This window comes from Sorangium sp. So ce1504, assembly GCF_051521635.1.
GTDB lineage: Bacteria > Myxococcota_A > Polyangia > Polyangiales > Polyangiaceae > Sorangium > Sorangium cellulosum_B.
In genome coordinates this window covers 11,181,093-11,207,058 of record NZ_CP150365.1, presented here as the reverse complement: position 1 = coordinate 11,207,058, position 25,966 = coordinate 11,181,093, and the positions used below count along the sequence as shown (strand labels likewise).

The window sequence follows — 25,966 nt, the reverse complement described above, 5'->3', positions numbered from 1 at the left end:
GCGGCTCGGGAAGATCAGGCGGTGAAGCCGCCGTCGATCTTGAGGTTGGCGCCCGTGACGAAGGCGCCCTCGGGGCCGGCCAGGTAGGCCACCATGCCGGCGACCTCGTCGCCTTGTCCGTAGCGCTGCACGGCGATCTGGCCTTTGAACCCGGAGGCGAGCGGGCCGTCGGCCGGGTTCATGTCGGTGTCCACCGGGCCCGGCTGGACGTTGTTGACCGTGATGCCGCGCGGACCGAGATCCCGGGCCCAGCCGCGGGTCAGGCCGGCGACCGCTCCCTTGGTCGCGGCATAGACGGCCATCCCGGGGATGAGCGCTCCGTCGCTGCTGATGCTCCCGATGTTGATGATGCGCCCACCCTCGCCCATGTGGCGGACGGCCTCGTGCGTGGCGGCGAAGAGGCCCCTGACGTTCACCGCCATGAGACGATCGAACTCCTCCAGCGAGGACTGATCGAGGGGGGCGATGGCGGCGACGCCGGCGTTGTTCACCAGCACGTCGAGCCGGCCGAAGGCCTTCACCGTCTGGGCAACGGCGCTCCGCACCGCCTCTGCGTCGGCGCTGTCCGCCCGGACGGCGATCGCCCTGCCGCCTGCCGCCTCGATGGCGTGCACCACCTCGGCTGCCCTCGCGGGCGACGCGGCATAGGTGATGGCCACGGTGGCGCCCTCGTGCGCCAGCCGCCTCGCGATCGCCGCCCCGATACCCCGCGAACCCCCGGTGACCAGCGCAACCTTGCCCTTCAACGTACCCATCGAGACGTTCTCCTTTTTTTTGGAACGATCGTTCCTTATAAAGAAGCTACGTAGGCTGATGCTGTCCGTCAAGCGATTTATGGAACGATCGTTATGAAAAATTCGGCGGGGCGGGTCCAGCGAGGGCGAGGGAGGCCGCGCGCCTTCGATCAGGAGGTGGCGCTGGAGCGGGCCATGCTCCTGTTCTGGGACCGGGGCTATGAGGCGACGTCGCTCGACGAGCTGAGCGCGGCGATGGGCATCAGCCCGTCGAGCCTCTACGCGACCTTCGGGGGCAAGGAGCAGCTCTTTCGGACGGCGGTGGATCGGTATCTCGCCAGGGGGGGCGAGCGCATGGGCTGCATCTTTGCCGAGGAGCCGACGGCCCGCGGCGCGGTGCAGCGGCTGCTCGAGACGGCGGCCGACGAGTTCACCCGGCCCGATCGGCCGTCCGGCTGCATGATCGCGCTGGCCGGGACCCAGTGCTCCCCCGGCGCGCGGCCCGTACAGGACCTGATGCGAGGGTGCCGCGAGGCCTGGCATGCCTCGCTCCAGGCGCGGATCCAGCGGAGCACCGAGGACGGCGAGCTCGCGTCCGACACGGACGCCGCCGCGCTGGCCACGTTCTACGTGACCGTCTTGCTGGGGATGTCGGTCCAGGCGCGGGACGGCGCGTCACGGGAGAGCCTCCGCGCGGCCGTGGAGGCCGCGATGCGGGCATGGCCTGGGCCCGACGCCCCGCGCCGTCCGTAGGGCTCCCGCGTCGTCCCGTGGAGAGCTCGTGGGTCGACGCGGTGTTGAGTCGCCGAGGACGATTGCCAGGACGGTTGTGTGGCCGGCTGGCGCGCTCAACCGATGTTGGTGCGGGTTGTCGAGGACGAGCAGGCCGCGTGGCACGAGCATGGCGACCGGCGCATGGGTGTCGATGGGAAGATTGGTAAGCGTTAGCGTTCAGCACGAATGGACCGAAGTGGTTTGCGAGCGAGCAATTCGACATCGCCCCGTCGCAGAGAGATACGTCCGGACCGTGGTATATAGGTGGGCACGCGAGCGCAGCCGTGGGACGGGGGAGCAGGGAGACCGGGGCGATGGTTCAGGGTAGCCGGGGCAGTGAAGTCGAGTTGCCGGAGCAGCGGGGCGGCCGATCTGACGGCTCGGCCCAGGAAGATGGCGCGGACGGGCAGCCGGCCACAGGAGGAGATGCCGGCCGCTCGACGCGTGACGTGAATCGCCTTGCGGAGCCGCCCCGCCGCGGTACAGGCGCCCATGGGATGTCACGTGGGATGACCGTGGGCGTCATCACACCCTATCTGGACGGCTCGTTCTGGAACCCGGTCCTGACGGGTATCCACGAGGCGGCGCGGCAGCACGGCTGTCGCATGCTGGTGATGCGCGGCACGGCCGGCTCGCTCCAGGCCCCTTCGCTCGCCAGAGAACAGGTGGATGGGTGGATCGTCGTGATCGGGGTGGACGGCATCGAGCAGCTCGCCGCCGAGCGGGTCCCGCTCGTCGTCGTCGGCACCCATGTCCACAAGGGCGACTGCCCGTCCGTGATCCCGGACAACCACAGCGGGATCCGGGGCGCGGTGCGCCATCTGATCGGACACGGGCACCGGCGCATCGCGTTCGTCGGCTGCTTCCACGAGTCCGATGTGCGCGAGCGCTTCGACGCCTACCGAGAGACGCTCGCCGAAGCGGGGATACCGCTCGACCCGGAGCTGGTCGTCCGGACCGACGACAACTGGTATACAGGCGGCGAGAACGCCGCCCCGCGGCTCATCGCGCTGCGGAATGCGTGTACGGCGGCGGTCTTCGGGACGGACAAGAACGCGATCGGGATGATGCCGTCGCTGAAGGCGGCGGGCGTCCGCATCCCCGAGGAGCTGGCGATCGTCGGCTTCGACGATGTGCCGGAGGCGCAAACCGCCGACCCACCGCTGACCACCGTGCGCCAGCAGTTCGAGATGCTGGGGAGCGCCGCGTGTGAGCTCGTCGTCTCGATGCTCGCCGGCGAGACGGCCCCGCCAGAGCTCGTGCTCACGCCGAACACGTTGATCCAGCGGATCTCGTGCGGATGCGACGTGGTCCAGAGCTTCCTCGACGAGGACGCGGCGCCGGGGGAGCGCGGCGGCGGCGACCTGGAGCGACGGATGGTCGAGCTGCTCCTCGCGCCCCGGCCCCTGGCGCCCGATACGTCGCCTGCCGCGGTATGGCCGGGGGTCGCCCTGGTGCTCGAAGCGTATGAGGCGGCGATCGAGGGAGCCGCGCCCCCTCCGGCGAAGGCGCTGGAGCGCGCCTACAAACAGGCCGTCGACATCTCCTCCGATATGGGCACCTTGATGGCGATCGTGCGCCTGCTCCGCCGGTCCCACGAGCGGCGCCGCGAGCGGCTGGGCGGGGACGCGGCGTCGGCGCAGCGGGTCGAGGCGTTCCTGGACGGCGCGCACCTCTCGATCGCTCGGGCTCGGCTCAGCGTCGAGGCCGAGTTCGTGGCGCAGCTCGGGATGCTCGTGCGGTCCAATCACGACGTGGGCCTCGCGCTGGTCAGCGGCTCCCAGGAGGAATCCATGTCGCTCTCGTGGCTCGCGAAGACCAGCGCGATCTGGGCCTGCCTTGCGCTCCGGGAGGACGCGAAGACGCTCGTCGTCGCCGGCGCCTACAGCCGTGACGGCAGCGCGACGCCCCCGATCGGCAGCCGCCATCGGCTGGAGGCGTTTCCGCCGGAGCATCTGCTGCCGCCCGCGGCCGCGAGCGGCGCGCTCATGATGATGCTGCTGCCGATCCGCACCGAGCGGCGCGACTGGGGGTTCGTGGCGCTCATGGGGCCGACCCTCCGCGAGCTGGCCGGCGACGAGGGCACCGTCGGGGTCTGGGCGTCGCTGCTCGCCGCGGCCCTCGAGCGCGGCGAGCTCGTCCAGTCGCTCTCGACGAAGAACGCGGAGCTGCAGATGGCCTATGCGAGCGAGCGGACGCTCTCGGAGACGGTGCGCGAGCTCGGCTGCCCGCTCATCCCGCTCCTGCCCGGCGTGCTGCTCGTGCCGCTGATCGGCGCGATCGACCGGGACCGCGCCCTCCAGGTGCTCACGGCCGTGGTCGAGGGGGTGGGCCGGCATGAGGCGCGCTTCGTGCTGCTCGATATCACCGGCGTGCCGGCGGTGGACGCCCAGGTCGCCCACGCGCTGGGCCAGACCAGCCGCGCGGTCGCCCTGCTCGGCGCGCGCCTCTTCCTGGTCGGCGTGCGCCCCGAGCTTGCCAGGAGCCTCGTGGACGTGGAGCTAGGCAGTCTGGCCACGTACTCGTCGCTGGCGGGCGCCCTTCACGAGCTGACGACAGGAGGGCTCCGCCCTGGCGGCGCGAGGCGCGGCGCAGCGCGCATCGCCTGATGGCCGTCCGCGACGGTGTCGCGCCTGACGAACCGCTGAAGCTGACACCGGGGGGTTGTTTCGACTGTCGTGCCTGGCGGCACATCGGTGTGCCGGCGCCTGTCCTCCGCGAGCAGTGCGCAAAAGGCCTGCGTGGGGCCCGGAGCCTTGCGCCACCGTCAGCGATCGTCGCAGCTGCTATCCCAGGTTGTGCAGCTGTGTATTTCACGGGTCTTGGAGCCGCCGTCGAGGCAGTCGGCGTTCATTTCGCACATGTAGCGATCGGTTTGCTTGCTGGCCGCCTGTCCCGCACAGACCATCTCCGACGGATCGACCGTGGTGCCGTTGACCTTGGCGGCGCAGAAGGCTTTGAAGGAGTCGGTCGACACGACGCCTGTTGTTGTGAATCTTTCAATGTTCCCGTGTCTGACGATTCGCATGGGTCCGACACGCGACCACGAATCGGCTCATTTCCGTTCTTTATCCGTGGTCCCAGGCAATCCTCGTGCCCAGTATCGACGATGCCTGTGTTCAAGGCGTGTGCCAGATGCAAGTTGTCGAAATGTTTAGTCAATCGTGCCTGTCTGAACAACTGTAATTCATCGTCGAACCGTTCGAAAATCGCTTGAGGCCATCGGGCGATTGATGCACGATGGGCACTCCAAGGAGACGACCGCTATGAGACGAACCCTATGTGTGCTCGTGACGGCAGCAGCGGCGATGCTCTTGAGTGGGGCCGCTCTGGCCCAGTCTCCCCAAGCAGCGGCGCCCGCCAAGGCGGCCGACGCGAAGAAGCCAGAGGGAAAGGCTGGCAACGTGGCGAAAGCTGAAGCGCGAGGGCTGGCCAGCAAGAGCGAGCATGGCGCCGGCGACGCCGATCTGGCACCTGGCAAGAGCGAGCATGGCGCCGGCAAGGCCGATCTGGCACCTGGCAAGAGCGAGCATGCCGCCGGCAAGGCCGATCTGGCACCTGGCAAGAGCGAGCATGCCGCTGGCAAGGCCGATCTGGCGCCCGGCCAAGCGGACAAGGCAGCCGGCAACGCGGAGGTGGAGGGCAGCGCTGCGGCCACGGAAAAAGAAAAGGCGCGAGAGATCCGCAAGAAGAGCCAGCGTGAGGCGGCGCGCACGAAAGTTGTCGCCGCACTCGAGAACCAGCCGATGACGGAAGCGATGAAGCAGGAGCTCCGCCGTCATGCCCGGCGGATTGCGCGCCTCGAGCGCGTCAACCAGCTCGCCAGGGATGAAAAGGATCAAGCTTCGTCCGAACGCGTGTCCAAGCTGATCGATAAGGAGAACGCGCGTCACGAGACGTGGATGGCGAATTTTAACGCGAAGGCCGTCGCGAAGGCAGGTGCAAAATGAGGCACGCTCTGAGCGCCGTTGGGATAGCGGCATCGATGCTGCTGACGGTTGGCTGCAAGCAGGACTCGACGACCGAGCAGCAGGATCCGGCGCCCAGCGCGCAGCCGACGATTGCAGACACGGATCTCGCCGTTCCGGCGGACTTCGAGGAAGAGGCCGCGAGCTCGATCACGGTCGCGAATTACAAGACGGAGCTCGACGCGATCGAATCCGAAATCAACTGATCCATCTGCGGCGAGCGGTTGGCTCGGGTGAAGTTGGTGCTCGCGCGTCACGAAAGACGCTTTGAGCGGTGCGGCACCGAAGTTCCAGCAGTGAGCGTCGCTGCGATGCGCTTTTTATGTGAGCCGTCGGAAGAGCGCTCGAGCACTGTACGAAACAGGTGACGGAGGCCCAGGCAATGGGCTTCTCTGCCAAGGGGGCGCGATGCATGGGCGCCGCCTTCAGCCTGAACGAAGGAGATTGATATGCACGCTTTCTCATCGCACCTGGTCCGCTTCGGCTTTTTCGCGCTCGTCATCGCTGGCTGTGGCGGCGGTGATGCCACCGTGGAGGTGGGGGTCACGGCCCAACCGCTTCAGGCGTCCGCTCCGTCTGAGGGAGGCACGGAAGAGGCCGTGCAGAGACACCTCGTGGTCATGCTCACCGAGGTGAGCGTCCATGTCGCGAAGGACGCGGAGCAGGATGAAGCCGGCCAGGCGTCGCCCGGCGATGACGACGGGTCGAGCCACGAAGAGAGCGCGAGCGAGAGGGGCTGGAGCACGATCTTCAGCGGCGAGGTCAAGCTGGATCTCCTGGACGCGAGCTCGACCGAAAAGCTCCTCGGCTCGAGCGAGGTCCCCGCGGGCAAGGTCACGCAAGTTCGGCTCGTGCTCACCGACGCCGAGCTTGTGGAGGGATCCACCACAAGCGCGGTCTCCTGTCCCTCCTGCTCGGAGTCGGGGCTCAAGATCGTGACGGAAGGCGCGGTCGAGGTGAGCCCCGGTGGCACACTGCACCTCACGCTCGACTTCGACCAGGCCAGATCCCTGACGCAGGAGCAGAGCGGCTATCGCCTCGATCCTGTCATCAAAATTGCCAAGGCAGAGGAGCTCTGAGCACCAGGAGATCAAGAGGATGACGAGGCGCTCCCGGGGCGTGGTCAACCGGAGCACGTTCAACAGAGCACCACGCGGCCCCTGCTCTCACGAACCCAGTCACGCGCCCCGGCCGCGCGGAACCAGCGCTCATAGACACGAGTACACCGCCTCGATCAGCGCCCGCCACCGCGGGTCGCCGCCCTGGCCGCTCGCGATCGTCTGGTTCGGCGTGTAGCCGAACCCGAGCCCTGCGTCGGGGTCGGCGAAGCCGAGCGCGCCGCCGGCGCCGGGGTGGCCGAAGGTCCGCGGGCCGCGCCCGAAGGGGCGCAGGGCGCTCGGCAGCATGAACCCGAGCGAGAACCGGCTCTCCGCGAGGAGGACGGCGTCGAGCCCGGCCGATCGCTCCGCCAGCGCGGCCTCGACCGCCTCCGGCGACAGCACGCGCGCGGTGCCGGCGAGGGCCCCGCCGTTCGCGAGCGCTCCGTACATCCGCGCGAGCGCGCGCGCGTTCGCGTGGCCGTTCAGCGCGGGGATCTCCGCGCGCCGGGCGCGGGCGGTGTTGACGAGGCCCGGCGACAGGAGGTCGCGCGGCCTGGTGAAGGCCATCGAGGTGAGCGACGCCGGGTCGCGGAAGCTCGCGCCGAACGCGCCGCCCAGGCCGCTCGGGCTCGCGATGGTCGGGGGCACCTCGGCGATCCGCCCGTCGTGCTCGGCGCCGGTGCCGATGTGGAAATCCAGGCCGAGCGGCCCCGCGACGGCCTCCCGGAGGAACGCGCCGACCCGCTGGCCGCTTGCGCGCCGGATCACCTCGCCCACGAGGAAGCCGAACGTCACGGCGTGGTAGCCGTGCCGGGCGCCCGGCTCCCAGAACGGCTCCTGCGCGGCGAGGGCGGCGGTCATGGCCTGCCAGTCGTAGAGCGCGCCCTCCTCCGGCTCGGCGCGGAGCGCCGGCAGGCCGGCGCTGTGGTCGAGCAGCTGGGCCACGAGGACGCGCCCCTTGCCGGCCGCGCCGAACTCCGGCCAGGCGGCGGCGACCGGCGCGTCCACGTCGAGCGCGCGCCGCTCCGCGAGCGCGTGGGCGCACAGCGCCACAGCGCCCTTCGTCGCCGAGAAGACGTTCACGATCGTGTCAAAGCGCCACGGCGCGGTCCTCGCCGCGTCCCGGAAGCCGGCCCAGAGGTCGACGACCACGCGGCCGCGCACGGCGGCGCACACCGCGGCCCCGAGCTCGGGAAACCGCTCGAAATTCGAGGCGAACGCCGCGCGCACGGGCGCGAACGCCGGGTCGCAGGAGCCATGGATCGCGAGGTGCATCGCTCGTCCCTTCGTCCCTTCCTCGGGGCAGTACGGGCCCGGGTGCGCGCGGGCGAGCCGCCCGGCCCTTCGAGCCCGACCCCGATGATACGCAACCCATGTTGCGCAACCTTGGTTGATGAATAGGGCCGCCGCCCGCGGCCGTCAACGTCATTTGCGCAACCTCGGTTGCGGGTTACACGCTCCGGCCGTGAAGCCTGCGCGCCCGGACGAGGACCTCGTGCTGCTCTTCGCCGCCATCGCGGCCGCGAACAGCGACGAGGTGATGCGCCGCGTGGAGCGGGCCGGCCACGGGGATCTCCGGCCGAGCCATGGATACGTGTTCCAGCACCTCATCCCGGGGCCGGTGAAGGTGAGGGAGCTCGCGCAGCGGCTCGGCATCACGGCGCAGGGCGCCTCGAAGGCGGTGGCGGAGCTGGAGGAGCTCGGCTACGTGCGCCGGCGCGTCGCCGAGGACGACCAGCGCAACCGGCTCGTGGAGCTCACCGACCGCGGGTGGGCGGCGGTCGAGGCGGGGCGCGCCGCGCGCGCCGCGGTGAACAGGCGGCTCCGCGCGCTGCTCGGCGAGGAGCAGGCCGGCGCGCTGCTCGCGTCGCTCCAGCGCATCGCGGAGCGCACGGGAGGGCTCGAGCTCCTGTCCTCGCGCCGGCTCCGCCAGCCGTAGCCCGTCGGTGTGCTGCACGACCGCCGCGAAGCGCGGAAACGTCGCTTGTCCGGCGGGCTGCGGCGGCCGAACGGGCTCGTAATCGAGCAGGGAGCTCGCGGAGTCCGGGACGCCAAGGCTCCGCTCCGTGGTGCCGTCGAGCACCGTGAGCTGCCGGACCCCTGGGAGCGCTTCGACGATCCCGAACGCCAGCGGCGCGTCGTCGGGCGCGAGGGCGAAGCGGGCGTAATCGCTGCCGCTCGGCCGGCTCGCCGGCGCGACGTCCCAGGCGTCGCTGGACGTGCGCGTCGCATGCGCGAGGCTGTCGTCGCGCACGTCCGTGTTGATCCAGATGTGGGGCTCGCCCCGGGAGTCCACCGCGATATCGAGGACCGGCACGTGGTTGTCGTCGCGATCGAACACCCTCTGCGTCTCGGTCGCGCTGCCGACCAGCGGCAAGAACACGACACCGCCAGGATAGCCGTCACCGCTGCCCTTCGTCTCATTCACCGCGGCATACGCCCTTCCGTCCGGCGAGAGCGCCACGCTCAGGGTATTGGACTGCACGTCGAAGTCTCGTTGCGTCGCTCCATCGTCGTCGAGCTCGAACAGCCGCGTCGGGTCGTCGCTGCTCGTCACGAGGTATGTCGCGCCCGCCGCCGGCACGGCCCGCACCCCGCCCGCTGCAAACTTGGAATCGGTGCACGTCACCTCCACGTCGAGCGTGATCGCGCAAGGCGCGTCCGCGGGACAGGCGTCGTTGTGGTCGCCTCGCCGCGATTCACACGTCGCCGGGGCGTCGCCAGCGCCGCCCTGACCGCCCGCGCCGCCTTGATCCCCGGCGCCACCGGCCTCTCCTGTGTCAGCCGACACGGTGGTATCGACCTGGCACCCGAGCGTCACCGACAGGCCGGCGAGCATGCCGGTCCCAAGCATTCGAAGGATGTGTATTTGCAATTTCTGGCGCATGAGTGATCGCCTCCCTGCGATGCGCTGGCACTTAACATCAAACGTGCCAGTCGATCTTCTGCGCAAAAGCCGGCGTCACACGCGATGGCTTGTGTCGTTCTGTGTCAAAATGCGCATTCGGCCCGAGGCACAGCCGTGGTAACCTGTCGAGCTGCCGGAGATCCATCGTGATCTGGAGGGCTCGATCTCCTGTCCTCGCGCCGGCTCCGCCAGCCGTGGCGCGCCCGAATCCGATCCGGCGGCTACGCTCGTGGAGTCGAGGACCGAGGCGTCGATGTGCAGCGCGCGTCTCAGTCGCCTGGCGCCGCAGGCCCGAGGAGCGAGGTGTCGACGCGCAGCACGCGGGCCGTGAAGGGCCCCACGCGTGACGCCTGGGTGCGCATGGCCACGGTGAGCTCCGTGCCGAACGCGGAGACATCGACGAGCGGGTGGCGCTGGTACACATCGCTGAAATGGCTCTCGCCTGCGATCGCGGGGAGCGGCAGCGTCACAGCGACCTCGGGCGCCCCTCCGGCGGCAGGCACGCGCACGAGGCGCAGCTCGCCGCGGCTCGCGTCCGCCGCGATGTTGCCGACGCACGTCGGCAGATCGGCGTTCTGCACCTCGTAGGCGATCGTCCAGTCGATGTGGCTGATCAGGAACGCGATCCACACGTCGCCGTCGCTCGTGCGCGCGGCCGAGAAGGCCGACCATTCGAGCCCGGAGGTCACCTCGTGGCAGTCGGCCGGGCAGCCCGGCGACGGGGAGTCGCCGAAGCCGCGCTGGCAGCTGTACGCCGGCGTCGCGGTGCCGGGGATCGCTACCTCGTCGACGCCGTCGCCCTCGCCGGCGCTCTCCAGCCGCAGCCCGTCGGGGTGCTGCACGACCGCCGCGAAGCGCGGAATCGTTGCTTGACCGGCGGGCTTCGGCGGCGGGACGGGCTCGTAACGGAGCGGCGAGCTCGCGGGGACCGGAGCGCCAAGGCTCCGCTCCGTGGCGCCGTCGAGCACCTCGAGCTGCCAGCTGTCGGAGCCCGCTTGGACCATGCCGAACGAAAGCGGCGCGTCGTCGGGCGCGAGGGCGAAGCGGGGCCAACCGCTGTCGGCCGGCCGGCTCGCCGGCGCGACGTCCCAGGCGCCGCCGGACGTGCGCGTCGCGTGCGCGATGATCTCCGGCGCATCCGTGAGGATCCAGATGTGCGGCTCGCCCTGGGAGTCCACCGCGACATCGAGGACCGGCACGTATTTGTCGTCGCGATCGAACACCATCTGTTTCTCGGCCGCGCTTCCGGCGAGCGGCAGGAACACGGCACCGCCGGGATAGCCGTCAGCGCTGCCCTCCGTCTCATCCACCGCGGCGTAGGCCCTTCCGTCCGGCGAGAGCGCCACGCTCACGCTATTGCTCTGCACGTCGAAGTCGCGTTGCGTCGCCCCGTCGTCGTCGAGCTCGAACAGCCGCGTCGGGGCGTTGCTGCTCGTCACGAGGTACGTCGCGTCCGCCGCCGGAACGGCCCGCACCCCGCCCGCTGCGAAGTCGTGCCCGGTGCACGTCACCTCCACGTCGAGCGTGATCGCGCAAGGCGCGTCCGCGGAACAGGCGTCGCCGTGGTCGCCCCGCTGCGAATCGCACGTCTCCGGGCCGCCGCCCGTGCCGCCCTGACCGCCCGCACCGCCCTGACCGCCTGCGCCGCCTTGACCGCCCGCGCCGCCTTCACCCCCGGCACCGCCGGCCCCTCCTGTGCCAGCTGGCACGCTGGTATCTCCCTGGCACCCGAGCGTCACCGACAGGCCGGCGAGCATGCCGATCCCGAGGATTCGAAGGATATGGTTAGGCAATTCCCTGCTCATGAGCGCTCGCCTCCTTGCGATGCGCTGCCACTCAGCACCAAATGTGCCAGTCGAGCTCCTTCGCAAAAGCCTGGTTACGCTCGATAACCTGTGCCGTTCTGTGTCGGAATGTTCGTGTGTTCGCTGCTCGTTGCAGGCGCGGGCCCGACGACCACGCGCCTGCCGCGAGCTCGGAGCGCCTCAGAGATTCATGCCGCCTGATGCCTCGATGCGCTGGCCGGTGATCCACTGGCCCTCGGGCGAGAGCAGCACGGCGACCGCGCCGCCGATGTCATCGGGGAGGCCGACCCGGCCGAGGGCGGTCTGGGCGGCGATCATCTTGTTCAGCTCGGCGTTGTCGCGCACGACGCCGCCCCCGAAGTCGGTCTCGATCGCGCCCGGCGCGAGCACGTTCACCGCGATCTTCCGCGGCCCGAGCTCCTTCGCCAGGTAGCGGGTGAGCACCTCCACGCCGCCCTTCATCGAGGCGTAGGCGGCGTACCCGGGGAAGCTGAACCGCGTGAGCCCCGACGAGACGTTGAGGATCCGCCCGCCGTCCGCGATGAGCGGGAGGAGCTTCTGCGTGAGGAAGAACGTCCCCTTGAAGTGCACGTTCATGAGCGCGTCGAACTGCTCTTCGGTCGTCTCGGCGAAGCTCGCGTGGCCGCCCATGCCGGCGTTGTTCACCAGGTAATCGAAGCGATCGCGCCCGAAGCGACCGGCGAGCTCCGCCTTCACCGCGGCGGCGAACGCGTCGAATCCGCGGGTGCTCCCCAGATCGAGCGCGATGGCCGCCGCCGTCCTCCCCTTGGCCTCGATCTGCTTCACCACATCTGCCGCCTCCGCCGCGGCGCCGCGGTAGGTGATGATGACGTCCACGCCGCGATCCGCGAGGTGGAGCGCCATGCTCTTTCCCAGCCCGCGGCTTCCGCCGGTGACGAGGGCGACGGGGCTACGCTTGGATGTGCTCATGGTCGGGTCCTTTCGATGGCGACGCGGCTGCTCGCCGCTGTCCGTGGCGGCTGCTCGCCGCTGTCTGCGACTGTGAATAGCGATCCGATCCCGGTTGCGGAAGGCCCGAGGCTCCGACACACTGTTTCGCCAATCGAAACAATGACCGTCGACGTCGGATCGCTGAAGATCTTCGTGAAGGTGGCGGAGCTTGGCAGCTTCACGCGCGCCGGCGAGCACCTCGGCATGCCCAAGGCGCGCGTGTCGCTGCGGCTGAAGGCCCTGGAGGCCGAGCTCGGCACCCGGCTCCTCCAGCGGTCGACGCGCGTCGTGCGCCTCACGCCGGACGGAGAGGAGCTCCTCCCGCGGGCGCGGCGCCTCGCGCTCGAGGCCGACGAGCTCGGAGCGATGTTCCAGGCCGCGCGGGGCCTGCGCGGGCGGGTGCGGATCGATCTGCCGGTGAACTTCGCGCGCGACGTCATCATCCCGCGCCTGCCCGAGCTGCTCGCGCGCCACCCCGAGCTCGAGGTGCTCCTCAGCACGACCGATCGGCGCGTCGAGCCGCTCCGCGAGGGCTTCGACTGCGTCCTGCGCGTCGGCGCCCCGGGGGGCGACGGGCTCGTCGGCCGCAGGCTCGGCGTCCTGCGGATGGTGAACCTCGCGAGCCCGTCCTATCTGCGCGAGTATGGTACGCCTCGTCGCCTCGAGGATCTCGAACGGCACCTCCTCGTGCATTACTCGTCGACGCTCGGCGCCGAAGCGCCGTCGTTCGAGTACCCCCACGACGGCGGCTACCGCGAGTGGCCGATGCGCAGCGTGGTGACGGTCAACAGCGCTGACGCCTATCTCGCGGCGTGTGTGGCGGGCCTGGGCATCATCCAGGCGCCGCGGGTAGGCAAGTTCGCCAGCATCACCGCGGGCGAGCTCGTCGAGGTTTTACCCTCCCTCACCGGCGCGCCGATGCCGGTCTCGCTCCTCCACACGCACGGTCGAAGCGTGCCGCGCCGCGTGCGCGCGGTGATGAGCTGGATCACCGAGGTCCTCTCTCCGCACCTCGAGGCGCTCGACCGCTGATCCACGCGCTCCCGGCCGGCGAGCCCTCCCGCTCGACCCCTCGAGGGCTCACGCCGCGCGCCCCGGCGCGATCCGCAGCAGATCGAACTCCGCCACGAAGCCCTCGCCGAGCGGGCTGCAAGCATAAAGGCCGCACTCCACCTCGCGCGCGCCGTCGTCCTCGTGCAGGTGGGCCATGCGGATCTGCGTCCACGCCGCGCCGTCGTCCGAGCTGTCGACGAGGTAATCCGGCCCCTCCCGCCGGACGCGCAGCCAGATCTCGCGGCGATCCGAGGGAAATGGCTGGGTCGACCAGTCGCTGTAGCCCGCGTTCGTCACCACCGCGCCGAGCCGGCTCGGGCCGTCCGGCTCGAACTCGACCGACGCCTTCAGCCAGCACGACTCCGCGATCCGCACCATGAGCCCTGCCTGGTCGTACTGGTGCGCCGGCCGGAACCGCACATGGCAGGTCATCACGAAGTCGCCTCCGGCGCGGGTGAAGAGGAAAGGCCCGTTGTCGTTGCGAAAGCCGTAGTGCGTCCGCTGCCAGTAGTCCGTCTTCGCGGCGGGCTCGACGACGAGCACGCGCCGCTCGGGCTCCACCACCCAGCGCGCCGGCGGGTTGCGCCACGTGAGCCGCGGGTCGATTCCAGGGTTGGTAAAGCCCTCTTCCAGAAGCTGTCCTGTCATGACGCAGACCTCCGAGCGCCGCGCGGCGTGCGGTCCGCCCGCGCGCGGGCGAGGGTCGGGAGGCTACCACGGAGCGCGCCGCGTTCGGGTGCGCCCCGCTGCGATCGGCCGCGCCGCTCACGCCGAGGGCGCGCGCGGGCCGAGCACCGCGTCGTGGAGCTGGTCGAGATCGAACGGCTTGGCGAGGAACCGCGCGAGCCCGAGCTCCGCGGCCAGCTCCGAGACGTCCACCGCGGCGCTCACGAGCACCACGCGCACCGCCGGATCGACCCGCGCGAGGATCGCCTTCGCGCAGACGCTGGGAGAGAGCCCGGGCATGAAGTAGTCGCACAGCACCGCCCGCAGCACGTCGCGCTCGCGCTCGAGCAGCGGGAGCGCCTCGGCGCAGTCGGCGACCTGGAGGCAATGGAGCCCCCACCCGTCCAGGCTGAGGGCGACGAGCTCCCGGAAATCGGGGTCATCGTCGATGACCAGCACGCGGTTTCGCAGCATGTTCCCTCTGCTAGCTAGCGCCTCAGTTCCAGAGAAAAGACCATGAGGTCACCGGGCCTCCGCTCGATCCAGAACCTCGCGCCGTGGAGCCGGGCGATCCCCTGGACGAGGTGGAGGCCGATGCCCGTGCTGCGCGGCTCGTCACGCCGCCCCTCGAACGCGACGACGGCGAAGGGCTCCAGCAGCTTCTCGAGGTCCTCCGGGAGATCCTTCCCGCCCCGGACCTCGATCGTGATGAGCACGCGCGCGGCGGAGCCGGCGTCGATCGTGATGAGCACCGGATCGCGCTCCAGCGCGACGGACACGGCCTGGACGAGCAGGCTCCAGAGCGCCTGCTCGACGAGCTCTGGATCGCCCAGGAGGTGCGCGTCTCCCCGGGGCACCAGGCGAATGCTGTGATCTTTGGCCACGAGCTCGAGCTCTCCGATCACGCGGCGGGCGAGCTCCTCGACGTCGATCGCCTCGGGCTTGAAGGGGAGCTCGCCTCCGGAGATGCGCGCCGACCACAGGAGATCCTGGACCAGGCGGCCGAGGCGCGTCGCCTGGCGATCGATGATCGTGAGGGCGCGCTCGCGGATGGCCGTGTCGTTCCGGTGGGTGAGCGCGACCTGCGAGAACCCCTTCATGGTGGTGAGCGGCGTCTTCAGCTCGTGCGCGGCGACGGCGAGGAACCGGTCGCGATCCTTGTCGCGCTCGGCGATGGCCTTGAAGCTCGTGTTCAGCGTATGGGCGAGCACGGCGAGCTCGTCGTCCCCCCGGTCCCCGAGCGGCTCGTAGGCGCCGCGCTCGCGAAAGCGTTGGACGGCGGTCACCATCCGGTGGATGCGCGGCGCGATCGCGCGGCGCACCGCGAGGCCGAAGAGCGACGCCGCCGTGACGCCCCCGAGGCCGACGGCCATGAAGACGAGGAGGATGCGCCGCCGGACGCGGTCGAACGCGTCGTAAGCGACCTCCATGTACCGCAGGTTGATCCTGTGCAGCTTGACGAGGGCGTCGCTGAGGTGCTCCACGTCGGCGCGCCGCACGTGCGGCGCGGCGGGCGTCGGACCCACGAGCCCGGTCGTGCGCTCGAGGTGCATCACGACAGCGGCGATGGTGTCCGCCGCCTCGCGCTCTTCCTCCAGGAGCACGAGCTCACCGGCCCGAGCGAGCGCAGCGCGGAGGTGGATGGCCTCCGGGAGGGTCGAGGTCGCCGTCAACCACTCGCGCTGGTACCGATCGATGAAGGAGCGGAGCCGCATCATGGGCTCCCGGACTTCTATCGAGACGTCCGACGGCGGGCGAGCGAGCAGGGCATAGAGAGCGTTCGATGACTCGATGCCGCTGCTGATGACGACGAACGGTTGGAAGACGTAGTGACGCAGGTAGGCTGTCTCGGTGGCCAGCCGTCTGAGCGCGACGATGGACATCGTGATGCCCAGGGCGGCCAGGATCAGCTGACTCAACACGAGCAAGGAAAGACGCCTTCCAATGGACATCCTCCCCGGAGGCCCGTTGCCTCCGCCGCTCGGAGGCGAGCCCGCGTGCTGAGCGCGTTGAGACCACCGAGGCATCGGCCACCTCCTCGGTGTGACCGTGGAAGCAAGGGGGGCACCACGACAAGGCCGGAGCGACCCTGGCGATCGCCCCCTCCCGCTCGTTCGCTACTGCGGCCGGCCCTGCGCGATCCAGCTCTCGACGAGCTGGATCTCCTCCGGCCCGACCGCGGGCAGCCCGAGCGGCATCCCGCGCACCGCCGGAGCCGCGCGGCCCGCCTCCTCCGCCTGCCGCGCCAGCAGCGCGGCGACGAGGCGAGGGGCGCCGTCGGGCCCGCGTGAGAACACGCTCCGCCGCTCGCCCTGATCGTCGACGTAGCCCGCGGCGATCCCCTCGTACGTCGCGAGGTTCAGCCCGCGCGGCTTGAACCCGAAGCCGCCCGTGTTCCCGGGCCCGCCGTCGCCGAGCGCGTAATCCGGCTCGGAGTGGCAGTGCCTGCACGTGACGCGGAACACCCGGCGATCCACCTCGGCGTAGGTCACCCGCCGCGACAGCAGCGGCAGCCGCTCGGGCACGCTCGCCGGCGCCCGCGGCGACAGCTCCGCCGTCACGACGAAGGCCGCGATGTCCCGCGCCTCGGCGGGCGACATCGGCACCTGGGGCATCGGCGTGCCCGGCTTGATCGCCGCGGGGTCGAGCACCCACGCGACGAGATCGGCGGGCTCCATCCGGTCGCGCGCGTGCCTCAGATCCGGCGCCAGGGCGATCGCGGCGCGCGTCTCCTTCTCCATCCCCTTCACGGGCGCGACCGCCGTCACCCCGGCCGCCCCGGAGAAGGCGTGGCACGTCCCGCACCCCTTGGCCTCGTAGAGCTCGCGCCCCCGGGCCGCGCTCGCGCCTTCCAGCGGCGCACTCGGACGTTCGCGCCCTTCGCGGCGATCGCGCGTGAGGTAGGCTGCGATATCGCTCGCCTGCTCGGGCCCGATCGCGAGCCGCGGCATCGTCGCGTGCAGGCGCGGGCGCACGTCGTGCGGCGACAGCAAGAACGCGCGGATCCAGTCGCGGCGCAGCCTGTCGCCGGCGGCGGCGAGCGACGGCACGTCGCGCAGCTGCACGAGGTTCTCGTTCCACCGCTTCATCGCCGCGGCCGGCGCCTGGAACCGCCCCGCCGCGATGTCCTGGTGGCACTGGACGCAGTGGGCGTCGCGCGCCGCGGGCGCCTGCCCGGTCCCGTCGTGGCAGCGGTTGCACTGGAGCTCCGCGACGAGCCGCTCCCCGCGCGCCGGATCGCCGGCCGGCGCCGCGGCCACGGCGGCCGGAGCGGCCGCCCCGGCGCCCTGGTCGCTCGCGCGCGGCGCCGTGGCAGGCGCAGACCCTCGCGCGTCCTCGGAGGTACACCCCGCGGCGCCCGAGGCGAGCGCCGCGAGCAGGGCGAGCAGCGGACGGGCGCGCATCGGCGTCAGCTCTGCGGACCGACCGCGCCCGTCGCCCGGCAGAGCGCCTTGTTCTGCGCCATCGTCTCGCACCGGGTGGCCGCGGCGTCGTGCCCCGCGTTGTCCCCCGAGAGCGCGCGCAGCCGCGCCAGCGTCGCGTACGCCTCGGGGCTCGTCAGGAGGTCCTTCTCGGCCAGATCGCCGAGCAGCTTGAGCGCCTCGCCGCGGTGCTCTGGCGCCCTGGCGAGCGCCTCGCCCAGGTCGGTCTGGAGCGCCGGATCGTTCTTCCGCTGCTCGTTCAGCCGGCGCAGCGCGCGGATCGACCAGTCGATGTTCCCCTTGCGCTCCTCGGCCGACGCCCCGCCCCACGTCTCGAGCAGCTCGCGCGGCAGCTGCGGTCCGACCTGGAGCGCCCCGTCCGCGCGCGCGGTGGCCACCGCGAGCACGCGGAAGGCCCGGTTGATCAGCGGGTCCTTGTCATAGGAGATCCGCCGGATCTCGGGGAACATCCGGATCACGCTCCCCGCCGCCGCGGTGAACCGGCCGTCGTGAAGTGCTTGCTCGGCCTGGGCGATGCCCATCACGCGGTGGTCGATCGCGGGCATGATCTCGACTCCACCGCAGGCCGACGCGTCCGCCGAAGGGACGAGGGCGGACGCGATGAGAGCACAAAAAAGCGTGAATCGAACGGCGGGACCATTCATGGAAGGACCTCCTCGGGAAGGCTGCGCCGGCGCGCCCCGTCGCTCATCGGGCGCTGCCGATCGACTGTGACAACGCTCGAGGAAAAAATGTTGCTCCCCCGATCGCGATCTCGAGGGGAGGCGCGCGGCGCTCCCGCGCAGCCGGCCGTGCTCCCGCGCAGCAGATGAGAGCGCTCGTGTGAGCAAAGGTGTGCCACTGCGATACGGTGGTTGCCTTGGTGCGCGGCCCGGTGTCCAATGCGGGCCTTCCAAGGAGATCCGCCATGTTGAAGAAGCGGCGCGTCGCGATCGCGGTCCTGCTGGCCCTCGCCAGCGCGCTCGCGGGGTGTAACAGCAGCAGCAAGAAGGCCGACTGCGCGAGCCCCGAGGTGTTCTGCGTGGGCCTCGTCACCGACATGGGCAAGATCGACGACAAGTCGTTCAACCAGTCGGCCTGGGAGGCGATCCAGCGGGCGCAGAAGGAGCTCGGCGCCACGACGCAGTACATCGAGACGACGGATCCGAAGGACTACCCCAAGAACATCGCGACGTTCGCCGAGGAGCGCTACGACGTGGTCGTCACGTCGGGCTTCGGGCTCACGGAGGCGACGCGCGCCGCGGCGGATCAGTTCAGCGGCGTCAAGTTCATCGGCATCGACCAGTTCCAGATCGCGAACAAGCCGAACGTCGTGGGCCTGGTCTTCCCCGAGGACCACGGCGGCTTCCTCGTCGGCGCGCTGGCCGCGATGATGACCAAGACGGGGAAGATCGGCGCCGTGCTCGCCACCGACGCCGTCCCGCCCGTGTGGCGCTTCGGTGAGGGTTTCCGCGCGGGGGCGCGCCACGTCAAGCCCGAAATCGAGCTCAGCGTCGTCTACCACAACGACGTCGGCTTCGATAAGACGTTTACCGATCCCGAGTGGGGGAAGACGACCGCCGTCTCGATGATCGACAAGGGGGTCGATATCGTCTTCGGCGGCGGCGGCAAGACGGGCAACGGCGCGCTGCTCGGCGCGGCCACGAAGGGCGTTTACGCCATCGGCGTCGACACCGACCAGTACTTCACGGTGCCCGAGGCCCAGAAGGTCCTCCTCTCCAGCGCCGTCAAGCTCATCTCCGACGGCACCTTCGACCTCATCAAGTCGGCCAAGGAGGGGAAGCTGCCGTCGGGGAACTTCCAGGGCAAGTCGGGGTATGCGCCGTATCACGATCTCGACGCCAAGGTCCCCGCCGAGGTGAAGGCGAAGATGGAGGAGCTCCGGAAAGGGCTCCTCGACGGGACGCTCAAGACGGCGGTGCCGCCGGCCAAGGGGCCGTGATCGCCCTGGGCCCCCGAGGATGCGAGAGAAGCTGATCCGGCGTTTCGAGGGGCTGATCCGGCGCCTCCGGCCGCTGCTCCTGCCGGCCCTCTCGGTGTTCACCGCGATGGTCCTGGGCGGCGTCCTCATCGCCGTGGCCGGGGGCAACCCGCTCGAGGCCTACGCCGGCATGCTCGAGGGCGCGCTCGGGTCGCCGCGGGCGGTGAGCGAGACGCTCGTGTGGGCGACGCCGTACATCCTGGCCGGCCTGTCGGTCTCGCTGGCGCTCAAGGGCGGCCTCTTCAACATCGGCGCGGAGGGGCAGCTCGCGCTCGGGGCGCTCTCCGCGGCCTGGGCGGGCCACTGGCTGCCGCAGCTCGTGGGCGGCGGCCTGCCCGCGGCGCTGCACGTCCCCTTGACGCTGCTCCTCGGCGCGCTCGCGGGCGGGCTGTGGGCCGCGGTGCCCGGCTGGATCAAGGCGCGCGCCGGGGGACACGAGGTGATCAGCACGATCATGCTCAACTACGTCGCCCTCAACGCGGTCAGCTTCCTCTTGAACGGCCCGATGAAGGATCCGGGCGCGTCCAACGTGCTCTCCCGCACGCCGCTCATCGACGAGAGCGCGCGCCTCCCGGCGCTCGTGGAGGGCTTCCGGCTTCACTGGGGCTTCCCGCTCGCCCTGCTCGCGGCGGCGCTCGTCGGGTGGGCGCTCCGGCGGACGACGTTCGGCTTCGAGGTCCGCACGGCCGGGCAGAGCCCGGACGCCGCGCGCTACGCCGGCGTGCGGGTGAGCCGCACCGTGATCGCGACCATGGCGCTCTCGGGCGCCTTCGCCGGGCTGGCAGGGGCCATCGAGGTGAGCGCGCTGCACCACCGGCACGAGCTCGGGTTCTCGCAGGGCTATGGCTTCGACGCGATCGCCATCGCCTTGCTCGGCAAGGCGCACCCCGGCGGGACGGTGCTCGCGGCCCTCTTGTTCAGCGTGATGCGCAGCGGCGCGACCCGGATGCAGTACCTGACGCAGGTGCCGATCGACGTGATCTCCGTCATCCAGGCGCTGATCCTGCTGTTCGTCGCGGCGGACGCCCTGGTCCGGCGCATCTACCGCGTCCGGGGCGAGCACGAGCGGCTCGTGCTCACGCGCGGGTGGGGTGGTTAGCGCGCCGGCTCGGGCGAGGAGCCGGGGACCGGAGCGGGGAACGGGAGCAGGGAAGGACGAAGATGGGCTATCGACGCTACGCATTCATCGCGGTGGTCGTGGGCGTGCTGGTCCTCGTCGTGACGCTGGTCGGCGCGTCGCAGGTGCCGCCGCTGACGATCGTGGCCAGCATGGCGGCCACGACGCTCGCCGTCGCCACCCCGCTCACCCTGGGGGCGCTCTCGGGCGTCTTCTGCGAGCGCTCCGGGGTCGTCAACCTCGGCATCGAGGGCATGATGCTCGCGGCGGCGTTCTCGGGCTGGTTCGGGTCGATCTACGCGAGCTCGATCCTGGGCCTCCCGCCGCTGCCGAGCCTGCTGCTCGGCGTCGTGATCGCGGTCGCCACCGGCGCCGCGCTGGGGCTCCTGCTGGCCGCGCTTGCGGTGACCTTCTCGGTGGACCAGATCCTCGCGGGGACGGTGATCAACTTGCTCGCCGTGGGGCTCACCGGCTTCTTCAACCGCCAGCTCTTCTTCGGGTCGGGCAGCGTGTTCGGCGGGCAGGTGCCTCACGCGCCGGGCGTCCTTCCGCGCCTCGGCGTCCCGCTGCTCGCGGACATCCCGGTCGTGGGCCCCGTGTTCGAGCAGCAGCCGATCGCCGTCGCCGCCGTCGCGCTGGTCGGGCTGACGCACCTCGTGCTCTTCCGCACGCGGTGGGGCCTGCGCGCGCGGGCCGTGGGCGAGCACCCCCGCGCGGCCGCGACGGTCGGGATCGACGTGGCCCGCGTGCGCTACGTGAACGTCGTGATCGGCGGCGCGATCGCCGGGCTCGGCGGGGCGTATTTCACGCTGGAGTCGGTGCCGTCCTTCGAGCCGCTGATGACGAACGGGCGCGGCTTCATCTCCCTCGCGGCGATGATCTTCGGCGACTGGACGCCGTTCGGCTCGTGGGCCGCGGCGCTCGTCTTCGGCGCGGCGCAGGCGTTCCAGATCAACCTGCAGCTCTTCCGCGACCAGATCCCGCCGTCGTGGTCGTTCCTGCAGCAATCGTCGGTCGTCGGGCTGGTGCCGTATCTCCTGACGCTGCTGCTCCTGACCGGCGTCATCGGCAAGACCACGCCGCCGGCCGCCGACGGCCTGCCGTACGAGCGGGAGGGACGGCGGTGACGGCCGTCCTCGAGGCCCGGGGGATCACCCGGCGGTTCTCCGGCGTCCTGGCGAACGACAAGGTCGATCTCGACCTCCGAAAGGGCGAGATCCACGCCCTGCTCGGGGAGAACGGCGCCGGGAAATCGACCCTGATGAACATCCTTTACGGGCTCTTGCGCCCGGACGAGGGGTCGCTCGTCCGGAGCGGGCGCCCGGTCGCGCTGCGCTCGCCGAGCGACGCGATCGCGCTCGGGATCGGCATGGTGCACCAGCACTTCATGCTGATCCCGGTGTTCACGGTCGCCGAGAACGTCGTGCTCGGCGCGGAGCCCGTGCGCGGCGCCCTGCTCGACCGCCGGCGCGCGAGCGCCGAGGTCCGCGAGCTCTCGGCGCGCCACGGGCTGGACGTCGATCCCGACGCCCGGGTGGAGGACCTCCCGGTCGGCGTGCAGCAGCGGGTGGAGATCCTCAAGGCTCTTTACCGGAAGGCGGAGATCCTGATCCTCGACGAGCCCACGGCCGTGCTCACGCCCCAGGAGGCGGACGAGCTGTTCCGCGTGCTGCGGGGGCTGACGGCGCGGGGGGTCTCGGTCCTGTTCATCACGCACAAGCTCAGGGAGGTGCTCGCGGTCGCGGACCGGGTGACGGTCATGCGCGCCGGGCGCGTGGTGGGCGCCGCGATCCCGGCGGAGACGGACGAGCGCGGCCTGGCGGCGATGATGGTGGGCCGCGAGGTGGTGCTCCAGGTGAGCAAGGCCCCGGCGAGCCCCAAGGATATCGTGCTCGACGTGCAGCGCCTCGGCGTCGCGGGCCGCCGCGGATCCGGCGCCGACGTGGTGCGCGAGGTGAGCTTCTCGGTGCGCGCGGGCGAGATCCTGGGGATCGCCGGCGTGCAGGGCAACGGCCAGACCGAGCTCTGCGAGGCCATCACCGGCCTCTCGCCGCCCCGCGCCGGGCGCGTGCTCCTCCGGGGCCGCGACGTCACCGGCGCGCTGCCCCGCGCCCTGATCGAGCGCGGCGTCTCGCACGTGCCCGAGGACCGCCAGCGCCACGGGCTCGTGCTCTCGTACGCGATCGCGGACAACCTCGTGCTGTGCACTTACTACAAGGCTCCGTTCGCCGTGCGCGGCGTGCTCCGCGACGACGCCCGCGAGGAGAACGCGAGGCGGTTGATAAAGACCTTTGACATCCGTGCGCCCGGCCCGGAGACGCCCGTGTCCGCGCTGTCGGGCGGCAACCAGCAGAAGGTGATCCTCGCCCGGGAGATGAGCCGCCCCGTCGAGCTGCTCGTGGCCAGCCAGCCGACCCGGGGCGTGGACGTCGGGTCGATCGAGCACATCCACCGCGAGATCGTGGCGGCGCGCGACGCGGGGGCGGCGGTGCTGCTCGTGTCGGCGGAGCTCGACGAGATCCTGGCGCTGTCGGACAGGATCGCGGTCATGTACCGGGGCGAGATCGTGGCGACGCGGGACGCGGGCGCGGTATCGCGGACGGAGCTCGGGATGCTGATGGCCGGGGTGCTCCCCGGCGAGGAGGCCCCGCCGCCCGCCGCGGAGGAGGTCGACGCATGAGGGGGCGCGCGCTGCGCGCGCTGGCCGTGGCGGCGCCGCTCGCGGCGGCGGCCGCGGCCTCGTTCGCGCCGCCGTCCGCCGCCGCCCCGACGCTGGAGCAGTACCGGTATTTCCGGGCGCTCTCCCTCGATCTGAAGGGGCGGCTCCCGACGCGCGAGGAGCTCGCCGAGCTCGAGTCGCCGGGCTTCGATCTGGACGCCTGGATAGAGCGCCACCTCGACGGCCCGGGGTATGCCGAGCGGCTCACGCGCATCTACATGGATGTCCTGCGGCTAGAGCTCGGCCCGGCGGGGCTGTTCACGCCGCCCGCGACGACGCTCCGCCGGGTGGAGGTGCTCGGCCCGGAGGGCAAGCCGCTCTATGTCTATTACCGCGTCAACCAGCGCCGCCTGAACCCGGTGATCGACGGCGAGTTCTGCTTCTCCGACGCCGAGAGCGGGCTCGGGGTGGCGGCCTACGCGCCCATCAAGGGGACGCCCGCCCGCATCTCCCAGCGGCTGCTCGACGAGCGGACGACGCTCGTGCGCCCCTACTGGCTCTATCGCGATTACCTCTCCGTCGTCCCGACGCAGCGTTATGGCGACGGGTGGAAGGACCCGGACAGCGCCTATGTCCCGCTGCCGCAGCTCCTGGTCGAGCCGGACGGCAAGACGCCGACCGTCGAGGTCCGGGTCTGCAAGGAAGAGGCGCAGACCGCCGACGTCGGCCACATCTACGCGAGCGACATCCCCCCGCCGCCGAAGGGGGCGCCGCCGCCGCCGGGCCGCGCGCGCCCGCCGGTGCGCGAGGATCGTTATGCGAAGGCGCACCGGGGCGAGCCGATCTCGTGCCGGAGCGCGCTCGCGCCCGTGATGAGCGTCGACTGCGGCTGCGGCATCGGCCTCGAGCATTGCTTGCCCGCCGACAGCGCGGGCAGGGATCCGCGCGCCTTCGTGCTGCCGGCGAATACCCCGCTCGGTATCGAGGATCCCATCGGCTCCGCGCCGCACACGATCACCGGCTGGAACAAGTTCTGGTGGTCGCAGGAGGCGATTCATCTCATGAATCACGTCTTCGCGGCGGATCGTGATTTCCGGGAGATCCTCACCGGTCGTTATACGTTCATCAACGGCCCGCTCGCGCAGTTTTACCGGTCGAGCGCGCCCGCGGCGTGCTGCTCGCTGCACCCGTCGTACGGGATGCGCGAGGACGAGGCGCCCCTGTTCTTGCCGGGCGCGGTGCCGCCGGTCGTCGCGCCGCACGACGTCTCGGCCTGGACGTTCATCCCCGATCGCGGGCCGCGCGCGGCGGGGATCCTCACGACGCCGGTGTTCCTCACGAAGTATTCCTCGCGGCGCGCGCGGGCGGCGGCGCTCTACAGCGCGTTCCTGTGCAAGAGCTTCACGGCCGAGCACGCGGAGCTCCCGCCGTCGGAGGAGCCCGACCTCATGGTCCGGCCGGGCTGCGCGAGCTGTCATGCGACGCTGGAGCCGCTAGCGGCGTATTTCACGCGGGTCGAGGAGACGACGTGGACCTATCTGCCCGCCGGGAGGTTCCCGATCGAGAACCCGGTGTGCAAGCTGAACGCGGAGGGGAAGACGGGGCAATCGTGCCAGCGCTTCTACGACCCTGTGTTCTCGAGCCGGGAGCGCGGCGTGCTGCGGGGCGCTTATGCCTCGGCGGATCACGCCGAGCGCGGCCCGGCCGGCGCCGCGGCCGATCTCACGCGTTTGCCGGAGTTCGCGTCGTGCGCCGTCGAGCGCGTGACCGAGTCGTTCCTGGGGCGGCCGCTGCGCGAGGAGGACGAGGCGCTGCTCGGCGCGCTGCGCGAGCGGTTCGTGTCGCGCGGCTACCGGATGCGGCCGCTGGTCGAGGCGATCGTCCGCTCGCCGGCGTATGCGCGCGCGAGCAACGTGCGGCCCGCGCTGGAGCGGGGCGGGGCGGCGAAGGGCGAGGCGGAGCGGGGTGGCGCGGGGAAGGGTGGAGCAGAGCGGGGCGGCGCGACGCGCGGCGAGGGAGCGCGGTGATGCAGGGCCGGGGGAGGGCGCCCGGGCGGACGGGGGCCTTCGCCCTCGCTGGCGTGGCCGCGGTGGCCGCGCTGGCCGGCGCGTGCGGCCCGCCGGAGGCGATCGCGCCGCGGCCTGCAGCGCCGCTCCGGGAGACGGGGCGCGTCGCGCAGAGCCGGGCGCCGAAGGAGGATCTGCGGCTCATCCCGGCCGAGGCGTACCTGAGGACCTATCTCCGGCTCTTCGGCGGCCTCGCGCCCGCCGAGGTCGAGCGCCGCGCGCGGGGGGACGACAAGGCGGCGCTGTTCGACAGCTGGGGCGACTACCTCGCGGCGCTCGGGCTCCCCGATCACGGCCTGGATCTCCCGCGCGCCACGCAGACCAACGCGCTCATGCTGGCGGCGTTCGAGCGGCTCGGGATCGCGCTCTGCGACCGCGCCCTGGAGCACGATCTCAAGGCGAAGGAGCGCGTCCCGATCGAGCGGCGGCTGATCTTCGCGTTCGAGCTGCCCGCGCAGGACCCGGACGAGGCGGCGTTCGCCCCGCGCTTCGACGTGCTGCACCGGACGTTCCTGAGCTACCCGGCGCGGCTCGGGCCGCCGGATCGGCAGGGGAAGTTCTTCGCGCTGTACGAGGGGACGGTCGCGCGGCACCGCGCCAAGGGCGCGGCGAAGTCGCGGTTCTCGCCGGAGGAGGCGGGGTGGGCGGCCGTCTGTTACGGGCTCGTGCGGCACCCGGAGTTCCACCTGTATTAGGGGTACTATCAGCGGGCCCACGGCG

The 25,966-nt window shown here is 71.2% G+C and carries 24 protein-coding genes; 14 read left to right on the top strand and 10 right to left on the bottom strand.

The window, feature by feature from the left end; translation table 11 throughout:
• Nucleotides 1-14: 14 nt before the first annotated feature.
• Nucleotides 15-755, bottom strand: coding sequence for a 3-oxoacyl-ACP reductase family protein (locus WMF39_RS42270; RefSeq protein WP_437742108.1), 741 nt, complete (start codon nt 753-755; stop codon nt 15-17).
• Between the two features lie 93 nt (nt 756-848).
• Between WMF39_RS42270 and WMF39_RS42265 the strand changes: the two genes are divergently transcribed.
• Both WMF39_RS42265 and WMF39_RS42260 read left to right on the top strand, forming a co-directional pair.
• A complete protein-coding gene (locus WMF39_RS42265; protein ID WP_437742107.1) occupies nt 849-1,487 on the top strand; it encodes a TetR/AcrR family transcriptional regulator in 639 nt (212 codons plus the stop codon).
• A gap of 530 nt (nt 1,488-2,017) precedes the next feature.
• Nucleotides 2,018-4,117: a substrate-binding domain-containing protein gene (locus WMF39_RS42260; RefSeq protein WP_437748105.1), complete on the top strand. Its 2,100-nt coding sequence runs from the start codon at nt 2,018-2,020 to the stop codon at nt 4,115-4,117.
• Nucleotides 4,118-4,275: 158 nt separating this feature from the next.
• Here WMF39_RS42260 and WMF39_RS42255 read toward each other — a convergent pair whose 3' ends face one another.
• Nucleotides 4,276-4,485: a hypothetical protein gene (locus tag WMF39_RS42255; RefSeq protein WP_437742106.1), complete on the bottom strand. Its 210-nt coding sequence runs from the start codon at nt 4,483-4,485 to the stop codon at nt 4,276-4,278.
• Nucleotides 4,486-4,774: 289 nt separating this feature from the next.
• Here WMF39_RS42255 and WMF39_RS42250 point away from each other — a divergent pair, with 289 nt between their 5' ends.
• From WMF39_RS42250 to WMF39_RS42240, 3 genes are all read left to right on the top strand, one after another.
• Complete coding sequence (locus tag WMF39_RS42250; RefSeq protein WP_437742105.1) at nt 4,775-5,458, top strand: hypothetical protein; 684 nt, start codon at nt 4,775-4,777, stop codon at nt 5,456-5,458.
• 35 nt (nt 5,459-5,493) lie between these two features.
• Nucleotides 5,494-5,682, top strand: coding sequence for a hypothetical protein (locus WMF39_RS42245; protein ID WP_437742104.1), 189 nt, complete (start codon nt 5,494-5,496; stop codon nt 5,680-5,682).
• Between the two features lie 393 nt (nt 5,683-6,075).
• Nucleotides 6,076-6,555 (top strand): DUF4382 domain-containing protein, encoded by a 480-nt coding sequence (locus WMF39_RS42240; protein WP_437742103.1) that lies wholly within the window; start codon nt 6,076-6,078, stop codon nt 6,553-6,555.
• 129 nt (nt 6,556-6,684) lie between these two features.
• Here WMF39_RS42240 and WMF39_RS42235 read toward each other — a convergent pair whose 3' ends face one another.
• Nucleotides 6,685-7,851 (bottom strand): serine hydrolase domain-containing protein, encoded by a 1,167-nt coding sequence (locus tag WMF39_RS42235; protein WP_437742102.1) that lies wholly within the window; start codon nt 7,849-7,851, stop codon nt 6,685-6,687.
• A gap of 118 nt (nt 7,852-7,969) precedes the next feature.
• Here WMF39_RS42235 and WMF39_RS42230 point away from each other — a divergent pair, with 118 nt between their 5' ends.
• Nucleotides 7,970-8,515 carry a MarR family winged helix-turn-helix transcriptional regulator gene (locus WMF39_RS42230; RefSeq protein ID WP_437742101.1) on the top strand — a complete coding sequence of 182 codons (546 nt, stop codon included), beginning with the start codon at nt 7,970-7,972 and terminating at the stop codon, nt 8,513-8,515.
• A 291-nt stretch (nt 8,516-8,806) separates the two neighbouring features.
• Nucleotides 8,807-9,469: a hypothetical protein gene (locus WMF39_RS42225; RefSeq protein WP_437742100.1), complete on the top strand. Its 663-nt coding sequence runs from the start codon at nt 8,807-8,809 to the stop codon at nt 9,467-9,469.
• 284 nt (nt 9,470-9,753) lie between these two features.
• On the opposite strand, the gene WMF39_RS42220 is transcribed toward WMF39_RS42225, so the two are convergent.
• On the bottom strand, nt 9,754-11,289 hold the full coding sequence (locus WMF39_RS42220) for a hypothetical protein (RefSeq protein ID WP_437742099.1): 1,536 nt from the start codon (nt 11,287-11,289) through the stop codon (nt 9,754-9,756).
• A gap of 180 nt (nt 11,290-11,469) precedes the next feature.
• Nucleotides 11,470-12,240, bottom strand: a complete 771-nt coding sequence (locus WMF39_RS42215) for an SDR family NAD(P)-dependent oxidoreductase (RefSeq protein ID WP_437742098.1) — start codon at nt 12,238-12,240, stop codon at nt 11,470-11,472.
• A gap of 141 nt (nt 12,241-12,381) precedes the next feature.
• Here WMF39_RS42215 and WMF39_RS42210 point away from each other — a divergent pair, with 141 nt between their 5' ends.
• Nucleotides 12,382-13,293, top strand: coding sequence for a LysR family transcriptional regulator (locus WMF39_RS42210; RefSeq protein ID WP_437742097.1), 912 nt, complete (start codon nt 12,382-12,384; stop codon nt 13,291-13,293).
• 48 nt (nt 13,294-13,341) lie between these two features.
• Here the strand turns inward: WMF39_RS42210 and WMF39_RS42205 are convergent, their stop codons facing one another.
• The 5 genes from WMF39_RS42205 to WMF39_RS42185 all read right to left on the bottom strand — a co-directional run bounded on the left by WMF39_RS42205 (nt 13,342) and on the right by WMF39_RS42185 (nt 17,968).
• Nucleotides 13,342-13,962: a DUF1349 domain-containing protein gene (locus tag WMF39_RS42205; RefSeq protein WP_437742096.1), complete on the bottom strand. Its 621-nt coding sequence runs from the start codon at nt 13,960-13,962 to the stop codon at nt 13,342-13,344.
• A 117-nt stretch (nt 13,963-14,079) separates the two neighbouring features.
• Nucleotides 14,080-14,454, bottom strand: coding sequence for a response regulator (locus tag WMF39_RS42200; RefSeq protein WP_437742095.1), 375 nt, complete (start codon nt 14,452-14,454; stop codon nt 14,080-14,082).
• 14 nt (nt 14,455-14,468) lie between these two features.
• Nucleotides 14,469-15,902, bottom strand: a complete 1,434-nt coding sequence (locus WMF39_RS42195) for a sensor histidine kinase (protein ID WP_437748104.1) — start codon at nt 15,900-15,902, stop codon at nt 14,469-14,471.
• A gap of 195 nt (nt 15,903-16,097) precedes the next feature.
• Nucleotides 16,098-17,384 (bottom strand): c-type cytochrome, encoded by a 1,287-nt coding sequence (locus WMF39_RS42190; protein ID WP_437742094.1) that lies wholly within the window; start codon nt 17,382-17,384, stop codon nt 16,098-16,100.
• Nucleotides 17,385-17,389: 5 nt separating this feature from the next.
• Complete coding sequence (locus tag WMF39_RS42185; protein ID WP_437742093.1) at nt 17,390-17,968, bottom strand: hypothetical protein; 579 nt, start codon at nt 17,966-17,968, stop codon at nt 17,390-17,392.
• Between the two features lie 362 nt (nt 17,969-18,330).
• On the opposite strand from WMF39_RS42185, the gene WMF39_RS42180 reads away from it, so the two are divergent.
• From WMF39_RS42180 to WMF39_RS42155, 6 genes are all read left to right on the top strand, one after another.
• Nucleotides 18,331-19,365, top strand: coding sequence for a BMP family lipoprotein (locus WMF39_RS42180; protein ID WP_437742092.1), 1,035 nt, complete (start codon nt 18,331-18,333; stop codon nt 19,363-19,365).
• Nucleotides 19,366-19,384: 19 nt separating this feature from the next.
• Nucleotides 19,385-20,503, top strand: a complete 1,119-nt coding sequence (locus WMF39_RS42175) for an ABC transporter permease (protein WP_437742091.1) — start codon at nt 19,385-19,387, stop codon at nt 20,501-20,503.
• A 62-nt stretch (nt 20,504-20,565) separates the two neighbouring features.
• A complete protein-coding gene (locus WMF39_RS42170; RefSeq protein WP_437742090.1) occupies nt 20,566-21,648 on the top strand; it encodes an ABC transporter permease in 1,083 nt (360 codons plus the stop codon).
• On the top strand, nt 21,645-23,201 hold the full coding sequence (locus WMF39_RS42165) for an ABC transporter ATP-binding protein (RefSeq protein WP_437742089.1): 1,557 nt from the start codon (nt 21,645-21,647) through the stop codon (nt 23,199-23,201). Before WMF39_RS42170 ends, WMF39_RS42165 begins: the two co-directional genes overlap by 4 nt.
• Complete coding sequence (locus tag WMF39_RS42160) at nt 23,198-25,207, top strand: DUF1585 domain-containing protein (RefSeq protein WP_437742088.1); 2,010 nt, start codon at nt 23,198-23,200, stop codon at nt 25,205-25,207. Before WMF39_RS42165 ends, WMF39_RS42160 begins: the two co-directional genes overlap by 4 nt.
• Nucleotides 25,207-25,941 carry a hypothetical protein gene (locus tag WMF39_RS42155; RefSeq protein ID WP_437742087.1) on the top strand — a complete coding sequence of 245 codons (735 nt, stop codon included), beginning with the start codon at nt 25,207-25,209 and terminating at the stop codon, nt 25,939-25,941. Before WMF39_RS42160 ends, WMF39_RS42155 begins: the two co-directional genes overlap by 1 nt.
• Nucleotides 25,942-25,966: the final 25 nt, after the last annotated feature.